Genomic DNA, 20768 nt, shown 5'->3' with positions numbered 1-20768 from the left:
ATGAGGATCAGGATGCTTTTTTCTTTTATGACTCTCCTTTTCAGCAAATAAGAGAAAGAAAGCTATGCCATCGAGTGGAAAACACAGGGACACTAGTTTTCTAAACCCGAAGTAAAAGGCCACTTCTCTGCGCTCATGCCGCGCAGACTGGCACAACCTTTCTCCACGATGAGAAAGGTTGCAAAGAATCGCCAAGGGAGGTGCATCCTCCCTTGGAATCCTCCCCTGCCAAGATTTAACAGTGTTCGGTTCGTTCAGCTTAGGTCGTGCTCATGCCGCACGGGCACCCTTTCTTTTAGCAAAAGAAAGGGTTCAAAGAAAAGAGCTTCCCTCAATTGCATTGCCATCGAGTACAAGGGCATGGATTTTCGCTGACTAAAGCCCGAAGCAAGGGGCGAAGCCTCTTTTTTCTAAAAAGAAAGTAGGCAGGCTAGGGCCTCAAAGCAAGTTCCCCGCTCATGGCCCCCGGAAACAAGATAACGCCCCTCCCCCAGTGGGCCGCTGGTCATGGAGATGGTATCCCCCCACCGGGCCTCATGCTGGAAATGGATGGCAACGGTATCCAGCCCACGGGTGCGCAGCTCCTCAAAGGGGAGCATATCGCAGACAAAATCGCCATAAACGCAGTTGTTCACATGCTGGTTGCAATCCAGATGGGAATAGCCTACCCGAATACTAGAGCAAAACTCCTGTGTCAGCGCTTCCCGAGAGGGCAGTTCGATATCGGTGACTGCCCCTTCCAGGGAAGAAGGCTCAAAGGGCATGGGATAAGGGAATTTGGCCGGGCGCAGAAGCTTGCGGCGGGCGGGATCAAACAGCACCCAAGCGGAAAGCCCGGAAATCAGCCGCTCCCCTTCCCCTGTTTCCATAACAAACTCACGGAAAATGCGGGGGCCCTGTGTGCTGACCGGGGCCGTTCCCACCCGGATTGTTTCATAAGCCGAGGGCATCCGGTGAATTTTCAGGCAAAGCTTAGTCAGAAGAAAAACCATACCCTTTTCATAAAGCATGTCATAAGGGAGCTGGAGATATTCCATATGATCCCCTGCGGCCTGCTGCATATACCGCATCACCCCGGAAAGCTTAAGCTGGTTATTGACATCGCATTCCGGGTATTTGATTTGAATATCCTTGGTGTAAAACAGAGGTTTTCTCCCCCTTTCTAAAAATGCAGGCCAGCCCTTTATTACCGGGCGGCCGAAATCACTTCGGTTCCCATATAGGGTACCAATGCCTTGGGAATGGTGACAGAACCATCGTCGTTCTGGTAGTTTTCAAGAATAGCGGCCACAGTACGGCCAACAGCCACACCGGAACCATTGAGAGTATGCACAAGCTGTGCCTTATCCTTGGGGGTGTTCTTAAAGCGGATGGCCGCCCGGCGGGCTTGGAAATCCTCAAAGTTGGAGCAGCTGGAAATTTCCAGATACCGGCCGTAGGAGGGCATCCAGACCTCGATGTCGTAGGTTTTGGCGGAGGAAAAGCCCAGATCGCCAGCGCAGAGGGCCACTGTACGGAAAGGCAGGCCCAAAGCAGTGAGAACGGCCTCTGCATCGGCAGTCAGCTGCTCCAGCTGGTTGTAGGAATCCTCAGGGGAAGCAAACTTCACCAGCTCCACCTTGTTGAACTGATGCTGGCGGATCAGGCCACGGGTATCCCGACCGGCGCTTCCTCCCTCTTTGCGGAAGCAGGCGGAATAGGCACAGTATTTAATGGGCAGCTTTGTTCCATCCAGAATCTCATCCCGGTGCATGTTGGTAACCGGAACCTCCGCTGTGGGAATCAGGTAATAATCCAGCCCTTCCAGCTTGAACATATCATCGCCGAATTTAGGGAGCTGGCCGGTACCGGTCATAGAGGCACGGTTTGCCATAAAGGGCGGGAAAATCTCGGTATAGCCATTGTCGCTGTGGCTGTTCAGATAAAAATTGATGACCGCACGCTCCAAGCGGGCGCCCAGACCCCGGTAAAAATGGAAGCGGGCACCGGTCACCTTCCCCGCTGTCTCCGGGTCCAATATATTCAGGTCAGCACCAATATCCCAGTGCGCCTTAATTTCAAAATCAAATTCCCGTGGGGTTCCAACCCGGCGTACCTCTACGTTCTGGCTGTCATCCAAGCCATCGGGTACACTGGAATGGGGTGCATTGGGAATGCTGTAAAGAATATCATCCTGCTTGGCGGAAAGCCCGGCCTGTGCTTCATCCAGAACCTTAACCTCATCGGAAAGCTCTTTCATACGTGCCATCAGCTCTGTGGTATCCTGACCTGCCTTTTTCATGGCGGGGATTTCTTTGCTGGCCTTATTCTGCTCCGCCTTGATGGCATCTGCCTTGGCAGAAATTTCACGCCGCTGGCGATCAATCTCAATAATTTCATCAACCTGAGCGCTGACATCGGCTCCACGGCGCCCAACGGCCTCCTTAACCTCCTGCGGGTTGGTACGAATGCGTTTAATATCCAGCATGTGATCTCATTTCCTTTCTATTTGCAGCCAAAGGGTAAAAAGCCTTTGGTTTTCACATTTATTAATGGGCGAGGCTTAGTCTTCTTGAGACGGTTCTTGGTCAGAAGCCTTGATGGCCTCGACGGCAAAGGGATTCTTCTGCCCTTGAGCGCCGCTCAGGCGAAAAGCGAAACTGGCCAACTCCTCGTTGGAATAAAACTCCACCTGTATCACCGATTTGCTTCCCTGACCGGTGATGGTTACCTTGCGGCCCAGCTCCTCAGTGAGAGCCAGCTCCACTTCTTTATAATAATTGTTGCCCCATGCACTTTCTTTTTGGGAAGAAGGCTCTGAGGGCGCCTTCGGGGTAATGGTTGGCTCCGGCATCCGGCGAGATTTGGCCAGCTTTTCAATCTCCCGCACCAGCAGGCCATCCTCCACCACACGGGAGGCCGTCTGCTTGATCAGCTGTGTATCCTCCAAGGCCAACAAGGCCTTTGCATGACCCATGGAGATTTTCCCGGAGCCCACATGCTCCAAAACATCCTCCGGCAGGCTCAGGATACGCACTGTGTTGGCTACCACCGGCCGGGATTTCCCCACCCGTGCAGCCACCTGCTCTTGAGTATAGCCGTGCTCATCCATCAGTACTTTATAGCCCTTGGCAAGCTCCACCAAGTTCAAATCCTCACGCTGGAGGTTCTCAATAATGGCAATTTCAAGGGTTTCGGTATCGCTCAAGTCCCGGATTACCACCGGCACCTGAGAAAGCCCCGCCATACGGGCGGCCCGCCACCGGCGCTCGCCTGCCACAATTTGGTAAGCTCCATTATAAGATCGAACCACCAGCGGCTGCAAAACACCGTGATCCCGGATGGAATCGGCCAATTCCCGCAGTGCCTCTGAATCAAACTGGCGCCGGGGCTGATCCTTATTGGGCTCGATTTCGGATACACGCAGCGTGGTGATAGAGCCATTATCTGTATTGTTGTCAACAAAAAGGGCATCTAAACCCTTGCCTAAGCCACTTCGTTTTTTCATGGAGCTCCCTCCCCTTTATTTTTGATTGGTCAGAAATTCGGCCGCTAAATCATTGTAGGCCTGTGTCCCCTTAGAGCTCCGCTCATAATACAAAATCGGCTGGCCATAGCTGGGAGCCTCCGCCAGACGCACATTCCGGGGAATTACCGATTTATAGACCTTACCCGGAAAATATTTCTTAACCTCTGCCACAACCTGAAGGGTCAGATTCAGGCGGCTATCAAACATAGTCAGGATAACGCCTTCCAGCTCCAAATCCTCGTTGTACATCCGCCGCACCTGACGGACGGTGGCCATCAGCTGAGAAAGCCCCTCCAGCGCATAGTATTCGCACTGTATCGGCACCAATATTCCACTGGAGGCACACAAAGCGTTGAGAGTGATCAGCCCCAGAGAGGGCGGGCAGTCGATGAAAATGTATTCATACTGCTCCTTGACCGGCGCAATAGCCTGCCGCAGACGAAAAACCCGCTGATCCAGTTCCACCAGCTCAATTTCCACACCGGCCAAGTTGATATTGGAGGGGAGCAAATCCACATTCTTAAACTCGGTGCGCACCAAGGTTTCCTCCACCGTGGCATCGCCAATCAGCAGATTGTAGGTGGATTGCAGAATATCCCGCTTTTTTACCCCCATTCCACTGGTGGCATTGCCTTGGGGATCAATATCAATGAGCAAAACAGTGTGTCCCATTTCACCCAGCGCTGCCGCCAAATTGATGGCTGTGGTGGTTTTGCCCACACCACCCTTTTGATTGGCAATTGCTACGATTTTACCCATTGACGCACTCCTTGTGTTGCTGATTCTCGGCCGGTTCTTCTTTTAGGGGGAAAAACAGACCGGCAAAAGGCGGTTTTGGCTCTCTGCTTCTAAAAAAGCACCTGTATGGTTCAGAAAAGGATAGACTTGTAGTAAATATAAGGTTATTATAACACCATTCGCCATAAAATTCCACTCTATTCTGGGGTTTGGCGGACAAGTTGTTCCACATGGAACAATAAAGTTGTGGAAAAGTCTTCTCCCCCTCCCCCAAATGCACAAAAAGGGCCGCCCCAATGGGACGGCCCTTTTTGTAATCAGCAGGAATCCTTTTTATTTCAGCTGCAGGCCAAATATAACTTCAACCTGCGGCAGAAAAACACCAGTATACATTATAAGATAGAAAGCTGCTGCATGGGAGGCTCCTTCCTCTGATAAGCCTGCCCTCTGGGCACACGCACCACAATTTCTAGATAACCGCTCTCCTCCCGGGTTTGGGAATCCACCGAAATACCGGCCTGCCGCATAATGCCCACTGCTTTTTCAATGGTATTGAGAAACAGGCGAATATCCTTCACAATATACAGCCGGGTACCCTTGGGCTTAGCGGCCTGCGCCATAAGCCCTTCTATGTATTTTTCCGACTGCTCCACAGTTAGCGCATTGCGCGCCATATGGCGGGCGGCCTTTTGCCGAAGCTCGGGGTTTTCCAGCTTTAACAGTGCTCTGGCATGGCGCTCCCCCATATTGGCCTCCAAAAGTTGGCGGCAAACGGTGTTATCCAGCTTGAGCAGGCGCAGCTTGTTGGCAACGGTGGATTGTGCCTTCCCCAGCTTTGCGGCCACCTGCTGCTGGGTCAGCCCTTCTTGCTCCATAAGGGCCGCAATGCCTGCGGCTTCCTCCAAATAGTGCAAATCCATACGCTGGAGGTTTTCTACCAGCGCTAAAGCCGCTGATCGGCTGTCATCCATCTCTTCGACAATGGCAGGAATAGATTCACGGCCCAAAAAGCGGTAAGCCCGTGTTCGCCGTTCGCCCGCAATCAGCTCATAATCGCCTCTGGCTGTTTTTCGCACTGTTACAGGCTGGAGCAGGCCGTTACTCTGTATGCTGGCCGCCAGCTCCTCAATGGCTCCTTGTTCAAAATATTTCCGTGGCTGTGCCCGGTTGGAGACAATCTTTTCCAAGGGCAGCATTACAACCCGGTTGATCTCTTTGTTTCGTTTCGTGAGCATTGGTATAGTCATGCTTTTCACCGCCATCCTAAACGAATCAGAAGCTTGTCCATACTCAGTATAGCAAAGACACGCCAAGGATGCCAGAAGTTTTCATCGCAGAAAACGCCGTAACACAGCAAAAAACGCCCCTTTACAGAGGCGTTTTTGTAATTTTCCCAGCGTTTCTGGGGTATTTTGGCGGTGTTTGCCTAATCTTTTTTATGAGCACCAACACACGGTGGTTATCCAAAGGCAAATCAAAGGGGACAAGTTTTTGCACTTTTCCACCTAAAAACTCAATTGCCCTTTCTGCCTTGGCCAACTCTTGTGCGGCATCCGGGCCTTTTAGGGCCGCAAAGGTTCCCCCTACTCGGACAAAAGGCAAGCAATATTCACAAAGAACCGGCAAGCCTGCCACCGCCCGAGCGGTTACCCAATCAAAGCTTTCCCGATAAACAGGCTTATTGCCCAATTCCTCACCACGGCCATGGATACAGCGGGTATCCTGCCCCAGCCTTCTGGAAAGCTCTTCCAAAAAGACAATGCGCTTTTGCAGGCTATCCATAAGGGTTACCTGCAAATCCGGACGGGCAATTTTCAGCGGTACCCCCGGAAAGCCTGCGCCGGTTCCCACATCCAAAAGCGTAGCACCCTGTTTCAGCTCCCCTGCCCGCAGCAGAAGCAAGCTATCTAGAAAATGCTTGACTGCAATTTCTACCGGCTGGGTGATAGCGGTCAAGTTCACCTTTTGGTTGTATTCCACCAGAAAGGAGGCGTATTCATCCATTTGCTCCACCATAGAAGGGGCCAGCTCAATGCCCAGCTCCCCCGCCCAGTGAATCAGCTTCTCCCGATCAAGCATGGGCTTCCCCCTTTCGTTGGGTCAAGTAAATGTGCAGCACGGCAACATCGGCCGGTGTTACACCGGAAATCCGGGATGCTTGCCCCAAGCTGACTGGCTGAATGCGGCCCAGCTTTTCTCTGGCCTCCAACCGAATCCCACCCACCTGACTGTAATCCAGCCCTATGGGCAGAGGCACCTTTTCCAGACGCTGCATCTGCTCCACCTGCGCCTTCTGCTTTTGGATGTACCCGGCATATTTAATTTCAATCTCTGCCTGCTCGGAGGCACCCGGTGCAAGAGACTTTCGCTCCCTATCAAAGGGCTCCAAATCCTCATAGCTCACCTGCGGCCGCCGCAGTAAATCCGCCAGCTTTGCCCCAGTGGATATAGGGGAGGTTTCTCTTTCTTCCAGCATTTTGTTCAGCTCCGGGCTGGGGGCAACGGTGGTTTGTTCCAGTCTGCGGATTTCCTGTTCCTTGTGGGCTTGTTTCACATGAAACATTTCCCAGCGGATGTCATCAATGAGCCCTAGCTCCCGGCCCAAGGGGGTTAGGCGGGTATCGGCGTTATCCTGCCGCAAAAGCAGGCGAAACTCCGAACGGGAGGTCATCATGCGGTAAGGATCCATACAACCTTTGGTAATCAAATCATCGATCAATGTTCCGATATAGGAAGTGGAGCGATCCAGCGTAAAGGCAGGCCGCCCCAATACCTTCAAGGCGGCGTTGATGCCCGCCATCAAGCCTTGGGCCGCTGCCTCCTCATAACCGGAGGTTCCGTTAAACTGCCCTGCCCCATACAGCCCCTCAATGCTGAGAAATTCCAGCGTAGGTGCCAAAAGGGTTGGGTCAATGCAATCGTATTCAATGGCATAGGCATTGCGGGTAATTTCAAGGTGCTCAAAGCCCTTGATGGTGCGGTAAAGGGCAATCTGTACATCCTCGGGCAAGGAGGAAGAAAGCCCCTGCAAATACATCTCCCGGGTATCAAGGCCCATAGGCTCCACAAAAACCTGATGGCGCGGCTTATCCGCAAAGCGGACTACTTTATCCTCGATGCTGGGGCAATACCGAGCACCAATGCCGTGAATCTTTCCACCATAGAGCGGCGAACGGTGGAGATTGGCCTTGATCACCTCATGGGTGGCCTCGTTGGTATAGGCGATATGGCAGACCGCCTGATTGTAAAGAGGCTTTGTGGTACCAAAGGAAAAGGGAACCACCGGCTCATCCCCCTGCTGCTCTTCCAGTTGGGAAAAGTCAATGGAATCCTTGTGTACCCGGGCGGGGGTTCCGGTCTTAAAGCGGCGCAGGGGAATTCCAAGATTTTCCAGCGATGCTGAAAGTCCCCTGGCACTGTGGAGGCCATCCGGGCCGCTTTCAAAGGAATAATCTCCCACATAAATCCGGGCGTTGAGAAAGGTTCCCGCTGCAATCACAGCGGCCTTAACTTGGTAGACAGCCCCCAAGTGGGTCACCACCTGAGAGACTCTCCCCTGCTCATCCAATCGCAGCTCCACAATCTCAGCCTGCTTGAGAGAAAGGCGAGGCTGTTCCTCCACCACCCGCTTCATACGCAGACGGTAGGCGGTTCGGTCAGCCTGTACCCGCAGGCTGTGAACAGCAGGGCCTTTCCCCCGGTTCAGCATACGGCTCTGAATGAAAACCTCGTCCGCACCCTTACCCATTTCACCGCCCAAAGCATCGATCTCCCGCACCAAATGCCCCTTGGCGGTTCCTCCGATGGAAGGGTTGCAGGGCATATTGGATACCGCATCCAACGATATGGAAAAGAGAGCCACTGTGGCTCCCAGCCGTGCCGCCGCCAAAGCTGCCTCCACCCCGGCATGTCCCGCTCCAATTACCGCTATATCATAGCTGCCAGCGTTATACTCCATCTATCCTTGCACCCCTGTATTTCTAAAAGTTGCGATCTATTTACCCACGCAAAAGCGGGCGAAAACTTGCTCCACCACCTGCTCGGTGGCTTTTTGGCCGGTCAGCACCAAAAGAGAATCCAAAGCGCAATCCAAGCAAACGCTGATCGCATCCAAGGTCATGCCAAAAGCAAGAGCCTCAGTTGCCTGCTCAAGCTGCTCTCGTGCTTTGCTGATACAGCTCCGCTGACGCTCACTAAACAGCATGGGGGCCGCCGCATCCAACCCGGCTATGCCCACAGCCCGTTCAATGGCCTGTTCCAGCGCAGCAGCTCCGGTACCGGTAGCGGCGCTCACCATAACCGTTAAAGGAATGGCCTCCCGCACCTTTTCCAATTCCAGCTTGGAGGGCAAATCGCTTTTGTTAACCACCGCCACAGCAGGCCGGGAACGGCACTGCTCCAGCAATAGCAAATCCTCCTGTTCCAAAGGAACCGAGCTATCAAAAACCGCCAGTATCAGGCCGCTTTCCTCCAAGCGATCCCGGGCAAGCTCCACTCCCACTGCTTCCACCGGATCGTTGGTGGAGCGAAGCCCCGCTGTATCCGCTAAGCGCAGGATGACCTTCCCCACCCGAACGGTTTCTTCCACCACATCCCGTGTGGTACCGGGTATGGCCGTTACAATGCTGCGGCGCGCACCGGCTAGTAAATTCATCAGAGTGGATTTTCCCACATTGGGTTTTCCTGCCAAGACAGCAGAAATTCCCTCTCTCAAAATCTTTCCCTTATCAAAGCTTGCAAGAAGCCGATCTATTTTTTTCTGAGTGGTGGAAAGAGCAACTGAGAGCGCCTGTGTTTCCACCTCTTCAATTTCTTCTTCCGGGTAATCAGCCCATGCCGCCAGATGAGAAGCCTGCTCCAGCAGCTCCCCGCAAAGAGCCTGTATGGCTTTGGTCAAAGCGCCATCCCGCATGGAAAGCGCCCCCCGCAGAGCCGCATCCGACTGGGCAGCAATCACATCCATCACGGCTTCGGCCTGTGTCAAATCCAGCTTGCCGTTTAAAAAAGCCCGGCGGGTAAACTCCCCCGGCTGTGCAGGAGCCGCTCCCTTTTCCAAGCACAGGCGCAGCACCCGCTGGAGGTTATAGGAGCCACCATGGCAGCTCAGCTCCGCCACATTCTCACCGGTATAGCTTCGTGGTGCCCGGAAAACAGTGAGGATACAATCGTCCAAATCCCCCTGTTCATCAAACACCCGGCCCAAAGCGGCGGTATAGCCTTCCATTTCCTCAGCAGATTTTCCGCCAAAGGGGCGAAAGACCGCCTCAGCCACCTGAAAAGCATCCGGGCCGCTGACGCGCACGATTCCGATTCCGCCCTGCCCAAAGGGGGTGGAAATGGCGGCGATTGTTGAGTTTTCCATGGGTTGCATCTCCTTTCCAAGGGGGCTTTGTCGCTTATTTTGCACATCACCTATTTTTTAGAAAAACAATATAGAAGGATAGCCATCGGGTACAAAGGCAAGAATTTTTGCTGCCCCATGCTCAAAGTGGTTTTTCTTTGCGTACCTTCTTTTTTTCAAAAAGAAAGTACGAGAAAAAACAGGATTCCCACATTGCTGTGAAAATCCTGTGGTCAAGGTTATTCCAGATCAATTTTGCCGTAAAGAGGGGCTGTTTCCAGCTCGATCTTAGGCTGTGTTTTAGCCGGAGCTTTTTCAGCAACTGGCCGGTTGGGAACAAATCCTTCTGCGGAAGTTTTTTCTTCCTGCCGAACAGGCGGCTCTGGATCGGGTTTACGGAAAGGCCGATTTTCTTTTTCAGAAGACCCGGTGGTGCGGAAACCGCCATCCTTAATATCCAGATAATCCCGACGGGGAACGCTTGGTCCGCCGCGGCGGCTTCTTCTGCGGTCCCGATCCCGAGGCTCGCTCTTATGCTCACGGCGCTCGCCGGAGGAATGAGGAGCCGGGGCTGGTGCATCGCTGGAAGAAATAACCACACGGCGCCCTGCACCTTCACCAATGGAAGTGGAAGAAGCGCCTTGAATCTCTGAAACAGTGGCGTGAATCACACGGCGTTCGAAAGGATTCATAGGCTCCAAGGTCACGCTTTTGCCGGTTTTGGCAACCTGAGCGCCGATTTTCTTAGCCAGCGCTTCCAGAGTTGTCCGCCGTTTGTTGCGGTAATTGCCGCAATCAATGGTCACCCGGAGATAATCACCCTCCAAACGATTAACCACAAGACCTGCCAAATACTGAATGGCATCCAAGGTTTCACCCCGGCGGCCAATCATAACACCTAAGCCGTTTCCGGCTACGTTCACCACCATATCCTCCTCGTGGAGCTCGGTGGTAACCTCGGCCTCCACACCCAACGCACGGATCATATCCGAAACATACTCAGTGGCCAGCTTTTCTTTATCGCCAACAGGGCGGGGGGCTTTCGGCGCTGTCTGCACAGGCGCTTCCGCTTGTACGGGGGCAGGGGCAGCTTCCTTTTTAGGAGCAGCGGGTGCCTTAACCGGTGCAGCTGCCGGAGCAGGAGCAGGGCGACTTGCCTGACGAGCCGGTTCACGAACAGCTCTGGGCTTGGGGGCCGGGACATCCTTAACCGGAACACTGACACGAACCTTAGCCGGTGTGTTCACAAGACCTAAAAAGCTTTTTCTGGGCAAACTGATAATTTCCCATTCAATATCTTCACGAGGGCATCCCAATTTTTCACAGGCTGAATCGATAGCAGCGTCGACTGTCTTGCCGGTTTCTATAATTTCCCTTAGCAAGGTTTAGCCTCCTTTTTATTCACAATGGGCCATGACAAGGCCGGATTATTTGAGGTCTTCGTCGGTAACATCGGCGTATTCCTCGCCATAGCGCTCTGCATCCCGCTGGCGGGCTTCTGCCAGCTTACGGCGATTGAGCTCTTTTTGGGTCATAGCCTTTGTCTGATCCTCCAGCTTGCCCTCTTTTGCTTTCTTTTTAGCCTCAATGCGCTCTTGGCGCTCTTTTTCCTGCTGGGCCTCATACTCAGCCTGTGCCTTTGCAGCCATTTCCCTAGGATTGTAGATTTTGTTCATGATCACGCTCTGAACAGCGCCGATCAAGTTGGAATAGGCCCAGTAAAGGCCAACACCGGCGGGCACCTGAAATGCAATCACAAGAGACATAATGGGCATAGTGAGCATCATGCCCTTCATGCTGGCTCCGGCAGCAGGGTCGGTGGTGGCGGCTGTGGTGCGCAGAGAAATAATGGACATAACCAAAGAAGTAATCCCTGAGAAGATGGGAATGAGAAGTACAGGGTTAAAATCGGTAAAAATGGTTTTAAACATATCCCAAGTGGGCTGTGTAGTCAGGTCAATGCCAAAAGAATTCAAATTAAGGGACTGAATGGCAGAAACCGCCGAATCACCCATAGCGCTGTAGACACTGGGATCATGCTTCACCCCATTAATTACATACAGCTGAATATGATTTGCGATTTTGGCAGGATCGGCAACCGTTGCCCGGACAATGTTGGCACCGATCTCAATGACCTCACTGCTCAGGCGCAGAATATGAGTCATGGGTTTATATATAACATCAATGAGACCAAACAGGATAGGGAACTGAATCAGCATGGGGAGGCATCCAGCCATGGGGCTGTATCCCTCTTTCTGATAGAGGTTCATCAGTTCCTCGTTGAGCTTTTCCTTGTTATTGGCATATTTGGTCTGGATTTCAGTCATTTTCGGGCGCAGCATAGCCATTTTGGCCGAGGTTTTCTGCTGCTTAATGGCAGTGGGCACCATAAATATGCGGGTTACCAGAGTAAAGATAAAAAGGGCTACTCCATAATTGGAGGTGATTTTGTAGCAAAGCCACATAATCCAGCCCAAAGGGTAACCCAACAGAGAATTGATAAATTTCATTTTGTATCCTCCGCTGCGGATTTTTGAGAGCGGCGCCTTTGCTCCCACTGGGTGGGAACAGGGTCACACCCCCCGGGAAACCAGGGATTGCACCGAAGCAGCCGCTTTATGGCAAGAAACCCACCCCGAGATACGCCAAAACGCTCGATGGCCTCATAGGCGTAAACTGAACAGGTGGGGTGAAATCGACAGCTCGGCGGAAGCAGTGGAGAAATCCATCGCTTATATCCCCGAAGCAAAAGAAGCATACATTTTTTCATAGCGGTTCGGAAGGCGCTTTCCTTCCCCCATCTAAAAGACCGAGCTTTTTGCAGGAGGCCAGCAGCCCGCCCGTTACACCGGCTGTTTTGGCAAAAACAGTTTTGCGCCGTGCCACCACAACAATATCTAAGCCGGTTGGCAGTTGGCTTTCCACCTGACGGAAGGCTTCCCTGATAATCCGGCGAGCCCGGTTGCGCTCCACAGCGCTCCCGATTTTCTTGCTGGTGGTAATCCCGAGACGGTTCAGGGGCTTTCGGTTTTTGACGACATAAACTGCCATAAGGGGATGAACAGCAGTTTTGCCTTTGGAGTATGCCCTCTTGAAATCCCGGTTCTCGGTCAGGGAAATGGTGTTAATCATAGAAATCAAAGACAACCTTTCGAGAATGCAGACAAAACATGGCCTCATCTTTTAAGAAGCAATGCTTCTTAATGGTTCTTCCCGGCCGGATGCACCCGGCAAAGAAACTGCCAACTTCATTAATTAAAACAAAAAGTGGAGCAGGGGACTGCCCCACCTTGTCCTGTTTTAAATAAAGAGACTGCCTGCACTGCGTACCCGTAAAAATAAGACCACAACTGGTGTGGCCTACTTTTATTAGTGGGTCAGGCGAGCTCTGCCTTTTGCTCTTCTGCGAGCCAGTACCTTGCGGCCGTTACGGCTTGCCATTCTCTTGCGGAAACCGTGTTCCTTTTTTCTATGAAGCTTTTTAGGCTGATAGGTTCTTTTCATTCTCCCAAGACCTCCTTTCAAGGCTGTGCTTGTTGCAGATCAGACCGAAAGTGAACAAAGGCCCGCTTTCCCCCTTAAACACAAATGAAAGGAAGGCCCCGGCACCCCGGTGAATCAACTCCACACATTTCAGCGAAAATGTTTTCCGCTGCGCCACTTAAAAATGGCTTTTGAAATAAGCAGCGAACCCTTTAAAAACAAAGAGTACTACAAATCAGTATTATATAGTAACTTTGGCCTTTATGTCAACCCTTATTTTCCCGCAAACACCGTATCCGAAAGCGAAAAGCAAAGGAAATTGCCGCCTCTTGAAAATCAGCCCCTTTTATGGTAAAATCAAATTGTTAACTGTTTGTTGATTTTATTTTTTATTAACCGATTTTTTCGGTTTTTTTTTCAGGTTTTCAACATTGGAAGAAACGCCCTCACCAAGGCCTGCTCTTCCCGGCTGAATTCCGCCCCCGAAAAGGAGTTTCAGGCAAAGAGGAGACACCCTCATCTGCTTTAAAGCAGCGCCAAAACAACTGATCCCATCCAGGGCGTCCTTAAAAATGAAATCAGAACACAAAAATTGAGAGGAAACGGGGAGAGATGGAGTCTTTGGAATCCTTTAGCCAAGTATTCAGCGCGGTTCAGGATTATTGCGCCCGGGAGCTGTCCGAAGTGGCTTATTCCTTATGGATTAAGGATATTGAGCCAATCAGATTCGATGGGAGCACCGCCTTTTTAAAGGTAAAATCCGAATTTAAAAAGAATATTATTGAAGAAAAATACCTTGATTTGCTTCTGAGAGCTTTTGAAGCAACTCTGGGCTTTGACTGCGTGATTCGGGTGGATTGTGAGGATGCCAAGGCAGTGGTTTCGCCTGTCAGCGAGCCTGCTCCAAGCCTTGATGCGGACGTGCCTTATCAAGGCGGCGAATATGAATATACCTTCGGCTCCTTTATTGTAGGCTCTTCCAACAAATTTGCTCACGCAGCCTCTCTGGCCGTGGCCTCCAACCCGGCGGGAGCCTATAACCCTTTGTTTATCTACGGCGCTTCGGGGCTGGGTAAGACCCACCTTCTTTACGCCATCTGCTCCGAAATTTCAAAAAATATGCCGGACCGCAAAATCATATACGTTAAGGGTGAGGAATTCACCAACGAGCTGATTGACGCCATCGGGCGGGAAACCACCAAGGCTTTTCACGATAAATACCGCATGGCGGATATCCTTTTGGTGGATGACATCCAGTTTATTGGCGGTAAGGAAAGCACCCAGGAGGAGTTCTTCCATACCTTTAATACCTTATATCAGGATAACAAGCAGATTGTGCTCACCTCCGACCGGCCGCCCAAAGAGATTAAAACCCTGGAAGACCGGCTGCGCACCCGCTTTGAATGGGGCCTTTTAGCCGATATCCAGCCCCCGGATTTTGAAACCCGCATTGCCATTATCCGCCGCAAGGCAGAGCTTCTGGATCTGGAGATTCCCACCGAGGTTTGCGAATACATCGCCAACCGCCTGCGCACCAACATCCGCCAGCTGGAAGGCACCGTGAAAAAGCTCAAGGCTTATAAGCTTTTGGCCGATTCACCTCCCTCCATTATGATTGCGCAGAATGCTGTGCGGGATATCCTCAACGACAACCAGCCGGTACCCGTTACAGTGGGCCGCATTATCTCCGAGGTTGGCCGCACCTACGGCCTTTCCGCTCAGGATATCCGCTCCAACAAGCGCAACGCCAATATCTCCAACGCTCGGCAGATTTCCATTTATATCATCCGGGAAATTACCCAAATGTCCCTTTCCGCCATCGGTGAAGAATTCGGCGGCCGAGACCATTCCACTATGGTTTATGCCCTCCAGCAGGTAGAAAAGAATATGGCTAAGGATACCCGCTATAAGGAAATGGTGCAGGATATCATCAAAAATATTAGAAACACGTAGGTACTTTCTTTTTTCTAAAAGAAAGTACCCAAAAAAAACCGTTTTGGGCATTCATAAGCAGAAATCATAAACTATTCACTCAATGGCAAAACCTCTAAAGTAAAGCCATCGAGCACTAAGAATAGCGAATTATTTAACCTAAGCCCGAAGTATAAGGCGAAGCCTTTCAACATTTTAACATTCAACGGTCTCCACTGTTTTTTTGAGGAAAATTTTTGGCGGGATTTTTTACACAAATTTCTCCACAACCCTTAAACTTTCCCCAATAAAAATTTGGGAGAAAAGTGGAAGAAAAAGTGCATTTCAACTTCTCCAATTTTACTGCACAGCGCTTTCAAAAATTTCAAAGGCCACATACCCGCTCGGGAGAAGGCTTGAGATATACTATTGACATTTCCACCGCCCCTACTACTACTACTAAAATAATAATATCTATTCTGTTCTATTCTTTCCAAAAAGGAGGGCGAGCCCTTCCCGGTGGAAAGAGAAACCCCAACTACAACACAAGGAGCTGAAAACCAATGCATGTTATTTGCCAAAAACAGCTGCTCAGTGAAGCTGTTATGAATGTAGGCAGAGCCGTGCCCTCCAAAAGCAGCCTCCCTGCCTTGGAAGGCATCCACCTGAAAACCTTGGACGGTGCTCTCCAGCTCAGCGGTTACGATATGGAGATGGGTATCACCACCAGCATAAAAGCTGAAATTCAGACAGCCGGTGAAATCGTTCTTTCCGCCCGGCTATTTTCTGACATGCTGCGGAAGCTCTCTGGTGATACAATCAGCATAGAGTGCGATGAAAAATATCTGACCAAGATTATCTGTGGAATGACAGAATTTACCATTTTAGGCACTCCGGCCGATGAGTTCCCCGAGCTGCCCGCTGTGGGAGACGGTTCTCCCCTTTCCATTCCGCAGGATAAGCTGAAATCCATGATCGACCAAACCCTCTTTGCTATTTCCACCAGCAACGATAAGCCCATCCATATGGGCAGCCTGTTTAACTGGGAACAAAACCTTTTGACTGTGGTATCGGTAGACGGCTACCGTTTGGCCTTGCGGAAGGAGCCTGTTGAAGGAGATTTGGACATCAGCTTTGTGGTTCCGGGAAAAACCCTCTCTGAAATCGGCAAGCTACTGGATGAAGAAGACGAAGACCCTGCCCGCCTGACTGTATCCAAAAAGCATATGGTTTGCGACATCGGCCCCTATTCCATCATTACCCGCCTGCTGGAAGGCGAATTTTTGGATTACAACGCTTCCATCCCCAAAGACAATACCACCTCGGTGGTGGTCTCCACCCGTGAGCTGATCGACAGTGTGGAGCGCACCTCTCTGCTGATTTCCGACCGGCTCCGCAGCCCTCTGCGGGTTACCTTTGAAGAAAATCTCATCAAGCTTTCCTGCTCCACTGCCATTGGCAAGGCTTATGACGAGCTGGGCTGTTCGTTAACCGGCCAAAAGGTGGAGATGGGCTTTAATAACAAATATCTGCTGGATGCTCTCAAGGCTTCCGGCTCGGATCAGGTGAAGCTGGAGCTGAACGGCCCCCTTTCACCCATCAAGGTGGTTCCCATGGAGGGGGATGATTTCCTTTTCCTGGTGCTGCCTGTGAGGCTTAAAAATGAAGTGTGAAAAAATTGAAATCAAAACCCCCTTTATCAAGCTGGATTCTCTCCTGAAATTTGCAGGAATCGCCGAAACCGGCGGGATGGCCAAAGAAATGGTTCAAAACGGAGAGGTTACCCTGAATGGGGAGATCTGCCTTATGCGGGGCAAAAAAATCGTGGCAGGGGATGTAATCACTGCCGGCGATACCCAGCTTGAGGTATGTGCTCATGCGGGTTGAAAGGCTTTTTCTCCGCCATTTCCGCAATGTGGAGCAGGCGGAGCTTTTGCCGGATGCAGGTGTGAACGTGATTTGGGGCGATAACGCCCAAGGAAAGACCAACCTGCTGGAATCGGTCTGGATGTTTACCGGAGCCAGAAGCTTTCGGGGCAGCAGCGAATCGGATTTGATTGCCTTCGGGCAAGAGGCCGGTAAGCTGGAACTGGATTTTTATGCCCGGGGCCGCAGCCAATCCGCTTCCTTGCAGCTGTCGGAAGGAAAAAAAACGGCTTTTCTTAACGAAATCAAGCTGGAACGGGCTTCCCGGCTCAGTGGAGAGTTTCTGGGTGTTGTTTTTTCCCCCGATCATCTTTCCCTTATCAAGGATGGGCCGGAAAAACGCCGCCGCTTAATTGATACAAGCCTTTGTCAGGTATATCCCAAATACATCAGCCTGCTTGAAGGCTACAGTCGGGTGCTGCGTCAGCGCAACGCTCTGCTCAAAGATGTGGCCCGCCACCCCTCCTTATTGGATAGTTTAGATATATGGGATGAAGAGCTTTGCCGCATTGCCGGTTACATGATGTTTATGAGGTCTCGGTATATCGCCGGGCTGGAGCGGGAAGCCAAGGAAATCTACAGCGGTATCTCCTCCGGAAAAGAAAGCTTTTCCATGGGCTATCAAAGCTCAGTGGGGGAAGTGCAGGGAGTCAAGGCGGAGGAGCTCCGCCACAGAATGAGAAAAGCACTGGAAGAAAGCCGGGGCGAGGATATTCGCCTTGCCCATACTCAAAAAGGCCCTCACCGTGATGATCTGGAAATTCTCATTGACGGCAAAAGCGCCCGGGGTTTTGGCTCACAGGGGCAGCAGCGAAGCTGTGTATTGGCTCTCAAGCTGGCGGAATGCGGCTTGATCAAGCAGAGCACCGGCAGCAGTCCGGTGGTTTTGCTGGATGATGTTATGAGTGAGCTGGATACCGGCCGCCGGGAATATCTGCTGAACCATCTCACCGGCCGTCAGGTTTTCATCACCTGCTGTGACCGGGGGTATCTGGCGGGGCTTGCACAGGGCAAAAGTTTTCATATCAAAAACGGCCGCTTGGAGGAAAACTGATTTATGTATTTATATCTTGGGCAGGATACAGTTGTGCAGACAAAGGATATCATTTCCATTTTAGATTTGGATAATACCTCCATTTCCCGGATTACCCGGGCCTATCTGAAACAAGCCCAGCAATCCGGTCAGGTAATTGAGGTTTCCCAGGAGCTTCCCAAAAGCTTTGTGGTCTGCGGCCATAAAAAAAAGGGGTATCAGGTTTATCTTTCGCAGATATCCCCCTCCACCCTGCGCAAGCGTGCTTCCTTTGTGCAGGAGCTGGCTAACCTGTGACCACCTTTCTTTTTGAAAAAAAGAGAGGTGGCAAAGAAAAACCAATATTAAGCATTTATCATCGAGTGAAGGTTATGAAATAGATAAAGTCAAGCCCGGCGAAAGGGGCGAAGCCCCCTTAAAGTAACGTTATTTTGCTGTGCAATACTCTTTTGGATGGCAATTTTTATACCATCAAGCGCAAAGGAAATAATATTTACCCACTTAAGCTTGACGAAAGGGGTAAAGTCCCCCCATCGTGCAGTAAGGTAAGAATTTCAATCGGCCTAAGCCCGACAAAAGGGATGAAATTCCTTGCCATCGAGCACGAAGGAAACATTATTTGCTTACCTAAGCCTGACGAAAGGGGCGAAGCCCCCATCGTGCAGTAAAGTAAGAATTTTAATCGGCCTAAGCCCGACAAAAGGGATGAAATTCCTTGCCATCGAGCACGAAGGAAACATTATTTGCTTACCTAAGCCCGACGAAAGGGACGAAGTCCCCCGAAGAGAGGATGTTTTTGCATGAACGATACCCCGGATATACAGCATTACGACGGTAACCAGATTCAGGTGCTGGAAGGATTGGAGGCAGTCCGCAAGCGCCCGGGTATGTATATTGGCAGCACCGGAGCCCGGGGTCTGCATCATTTGGTTTATGAAATCGTCGATAATTCCATAGACGAGGCTCTGGCGGGCTTCTGCGATCACATTACCGTGGAAATTCTGCCGGATAATATCATCAAGGTCAGCGATAATGGCCGAGGCATCCCCGTGGGCATTCAGCCCAAGCTGGGCATTCCCGCTGTTACCGTTGTTTTCACTGTGCTCCATGCTGGCGGCAAATTCGGCGGCGGTGGCTACAATGTCTCCGGCGGTTTGCATGGCGTGGGTGCTTCGGTGGTAAACGCCCTTTCCCAGTGGCTGGAGGTGGAGGTCTGCGACGGCCAGCACCGGTATTACCAGCGCTTTGAGCGGGGTGTGGCTGTTGAGGATTTGAAAATGACCGGGGATACCGAAGAGCGAGGCACCACCATTGCTTTCCGCCCGGATAGTGAAATATTTGAATCGGTTGATTTTGATTACAATGTGCTGTTGGATCGTCTGCGGGAGCAGGCTTTCCTCAATGCTGGCATTGCCATTACCATCACCGATTCCAGAGAGCGGGAGCCGGTGGTTAGCCGTTTGCAGTATGAGGGCGGAATTATCAGTTTTGTGGAGCATATCCACAAGCGCAAGGGTGCCCAGCTTATTCATGACGATGTAATCTTCCTGACCGGCCAGAGCGGCACCAGCAGCGCCGAGGTGGCCATTCAGTATAACGACAGCTACAACGAGCTGCTCCTTTCCTTCGCCAACAACATCCATACCGGCGAGGGCGGCACCCATGAAATCGGCTTCAAAATGGCTTTAACCCGGGTTATGAACGACTATGCCCGGAAAAATAATATTCTCAAGGAAAAGGATTCCAACCTGAGCGGCGATGACGTTCGGGAGGGCATTACAGCCATTATTTCGGTTAAGCTGCAAGAGGCTCAGTTTGAAGGCCAGACCAAGGGCAAGCTGGGCAATACTGAGATTCGGACACTGGTGGAAGGCCTGATCAGCGAAAAGCTCACCACCTATTTTGAGGAAAACCCGGCTGTAGCCCGGTCTATTCTGGAAAAATCCCTCAATGCCGCCCGAGCAAGAGAGGCCGCCCGGAAGGCGCGTGAGCTGACCCGCCGCAAGACTGCTCTGGAGGGGGCTTCCCTTCCCGGAAAGCTGGCCGACTGCATTGATCGGGATAACAAAAACACCGAAATCTACATCGTTGAGGGAGACAGCGCCGGCGGTTCGGCTAAAATGGGCCGTGACCGGCAGTTTCAGGCCATTCTGCCTTTGTGGGGCAAGATGCTCAACGTGGAAAAGGCCCGTTTGGATAAGGTTTATGGCAACGATAAGCTAATGCCCGTTGTAACCGCTTTGGGCTGCGGCATCGGTGAAGAATTTGATCTGGAAAAGCTCCGCTATGGCAAAATCATTATTATGGCCGATGCCGACGTGGATGGCTCGCATATCCGCACCCTTCTGCTCACTTTCTTTTTCCGTTTCATGAAGGAGCTGGTGGCGGAGGAGCATATTTATATTGCCCAGCCGCCTCTTTACAAGCTTTCCCGGGGTAAGGAGCATCACTATGCCTATTCCGACCGGGAACGGGATAAAATTATGGCCCAGATGAACGAAGCTGGCAAAAGCAAGGTGGAAATTCAGCGCTACAAAGGTCTTGGTGAGATGGACCCGGAGCAGCTGTGGGAAACTACCATGGACCCGGAAAACCGTATTATCCTCAAGGTTACGCTTTCGGATGCCGCTGCAGCCGATGAGGTGTTCACCATTCTCATGGGTGATAAGGTGCAGCCTCGGCGTGAATTTATCGAGCAAAATGCCAAATATGTCCGCAACTTGGATGTTTGAGGCTTCGCCTCTTTCGTCGGGCTTAGGTTAATTAAAACTCTTACCCTTGTGCTCGATGGCAAAATCAAAGATAACCGTTTTCTTTGTCGCTCGCTG

Annotated in this window: 19 protein-coding genes; 6 read left to right on the top strand and 13 right to left on the bottom strand. The window is 51.5% G+C overall.

Annotated features, from left to right (window positions below; translation table 11 throughout):
* Positions 1–410: 410 nt before the first annotated feature.
* From U6B65_10590 to rpmH, 13 genes are all read right to left on the bottom strand, one after another.
* Complete coding sequence (locus U6B65_10590; GenBank protein WRS28941.1) at positions 411–1121, bottom strand: acyl-ACP thioesterase domain-containing protein; 711 nt, start codon at positions 1119–1121, stop codon at positions 411–413.
* A gap of 65 nt (positions 1122–1186) precedes the next feature.
* Positions 1187–2467, bottom strand: coding sequence for a serine--tRNA ligase (gene serS, locus U6B65_10585; GenBank protein ID WRS26779.1), 1281 nt, complete (start codon positions 2465–2467; stop codon positions 1187–1189).
* Between the two features lie 75 nt (positions 2468–2542).
* Positions 2543–3487 (bottom strand): ParB/RepB/Spo0J family partition protein, encoded by a 945-nt coding sequence (locus U6B65_10580; GenBank protein ID WRS26778.1) that lies wholly within the window; start codon positions 3485–3487, stop codon positions 2543–2545.
* Between the two features lie 15 nt (positions 3488–3502).
* Positions 3503–4267, bottom strand: coding sequence for a ParA family protein (locus tag U6B65_10575; GenBank protein WRS26777.1), 765 nt, complete (start codon positions 4265–4267; stop codon positions 3503–3505).
* Between the two features lie 371 nt (positions 4268–4638).
* A complete protein-coding gene (locus U6B65_10570; GenBank protein WRS26776.1) occupies positions 4639–5493 on the bottom strand; it encodes a ParB/RepB/Spo0J family partition protein in 855 nt (284 codons plus the stop codon).
* A gap of 121 nt (positions 5494–5614) precedes the next feature.
* Positions 5615–6325, bottom strand: a complete 711-nt coding sequence (gene rsmG / locus U6B65_10565; protein ID WRS26775.1) for a 16S rRNA (guanine(527)-N(7))-methyltransferase RsmG — start codon at positions 6323–6325, stop codon at positions 5615–5617.
* Positions 6318–8204: a tRNA uridine-5-carboxymethylaminomethyl(34) synthesis enzyme MnmG gene (gene mnmG, locus U6B65_10560; protein WRS26774.1), complete on the bottom strand. Its 1887-nt coding sequence runs from the start codon at positions 8202–8204 to the stop codon at positions 6318–6320. The genes rsmG and mnmG overlap by 8 nt, the downstream gene beginning before the upstream one ends.
* Positions 8205–8240: 36 nt before the next feature.
* Positions 8241–9608, bottom strand: a complete 1368-nt coding sequence (mnmE, locus tag U6B65_10555) for a tRNA uridine-5-carboxymethylaminomethyl(34) synthesis GTPase MnmE (protein WRS26773.1) — start codon at positions 9606–9608, stop codon at positions 8241–8243.
* A gap of 218 nt (positions 9609–9826) precedes the next feature.
* Positions 9827–10969 (bottom strand): RNA-binding cell elongation regulator Jag/EloR, encoded by a 1143-nt coding sequence (jag, locus tag U6B65_10550; GenBank protein WRS26772.1) that lies wholly within the window; start codon positions 10967–10969, stop codon positions 9827–9829.
* 45 nt (positions 10970–11014) lie between these two features.
* Positions 11015–12097 (bottom strand): YidC/Oxa1 family membrane protein insertase, encoded by a 1083-nt coding sequence (locus U6B65_10545; GenBank protein WRS26771.1) that lies wholly within the window; start codon positions 12095–12097, stop codon positions 11015–11017.
* Positions 12094–12345: a membrane protein insertion efficiency factor YidD gene (yidD, locus tag U6B65_10540; GenBank protein ID WRS26770.1), complete on the bottom strand. Its 252-nt coding sequence runs from the start codon at positions 12343–12345 to the stop codon at positions 12094–12096. Before yidD ends, U6B65_10545 begins: the two co-directional genes overlap by 4 nt.
* 8 nt (positions 12346–12353) lie before the next feature.
* Entirely contained in the window at positions 12354–12719 is a 366-nt protein-coding gene (gene rnpA, locus U6B65_10535) for a ribonuclease P protein component (GenBank protein WRS26769.1), read from the bottom strand.
* A gap of 237 nt (positions 12720–12956) precedes the next feature.
* Positions 12957–13091: a 50S ribosomal protein L34 gene (gene rpmH, locus U6B65_10530; protein WRS26768.1), complete on the bottom strand. Its 135-nt coding sequence runs from the start codon at positions 13089–13091 to the stop codon at positions 12957–12959.
* 600 nt (positions 13092–13691) lie between these two features.
* Between rpmH and dnaA the strand changes: the two genes are divergently transcribed.
* From dnaA to gyrB, 6 genes are all read left to right on the top strand, one after another.
* The gene (gene dnaA / locus U6B65_10525; protein ID WRS26767.1) at positions 13692–15023 is read left to right on the top strand and encodes a chromosomal replication initiator protein DnaA; all 1332 of its coding nucleotides are present in this window, start codon (positions 13692–13694) and stop codon (positions 15021–15023) included.
* Between the two features lie 521 nt (positions 15024–15544).
* Positions 15545–16654, top strand: a complete 1110-nt coding sequence (gene dnaN, locus U6B65_10520) for a DNA polymerase III subunit beta (GenBank protein WRS26766.1) — start codon at positions 15545–15547, stop codon at positions 16652–16654.
* Entirely contained in the window at positions 16644–16868 is a 225-nt protein-coding gene (locus tag U6B65_10515; GenBank protein WRS26765.1) for an RNA-binding S4 domain-containing protein, read from the top strand. The genes dnaN and U6B65_10515 overlap by 11 nt, the downstream gene beginning before the upstream one ends.
* Positions 16858–17961 carry a DNA replication/repair protein RecF gene (recF, locus tag U6B65_10510; protein ID WRS26764.1) on the top strand — a complete coding sequence of 368 codons (1104 nt, stop codon included), beginning with the start codon at positions 16858–16860 and terminating at the stop codon, positions 17959–17961. Before U6B65_10515 ends, recF begins: the two co-directional genes overlap by 11 nt.
* Before the next feature lie 3 nt (positions 17962–17964).
* Positions 17965–18237, top strand: a complete 273-nt coding sequence (locus tag U6B65_10505; GenBank protein ID WRS26763.1) for an extracellular matrix/biofilm biosynthesis regulator RemA family protein — start codon at positions 17965–17967, stop codon at positions 18235–18237.
* A gap of 503 nt (positions 18238–18740) precedes the next feature.
* Entirely contained in the window at positions 18741–20672 is a 1932-nt protein-coding gene (gyrB, locus tag U6B65_10500) for a DNA topoisomerase (ATP-hydrolyzing) subunit B (GenBank protein WRS26762.1), read from the top strand.
* Positions 20673–20768: the final 96 nt, after the last annotated feature.

The sequence above is a fragment of the Oscillospiraceae bacterium MB08-C2-2 genome (assembly GCA_035621215.1).
Lineage (GTDB): Bacteria > Bacillota > Clostridia > Oscillospirales > Ruminococcaceae > WRAV01.
This window is presented reverse-complemented; position numbering and strand designations above follow the sequence as displayed.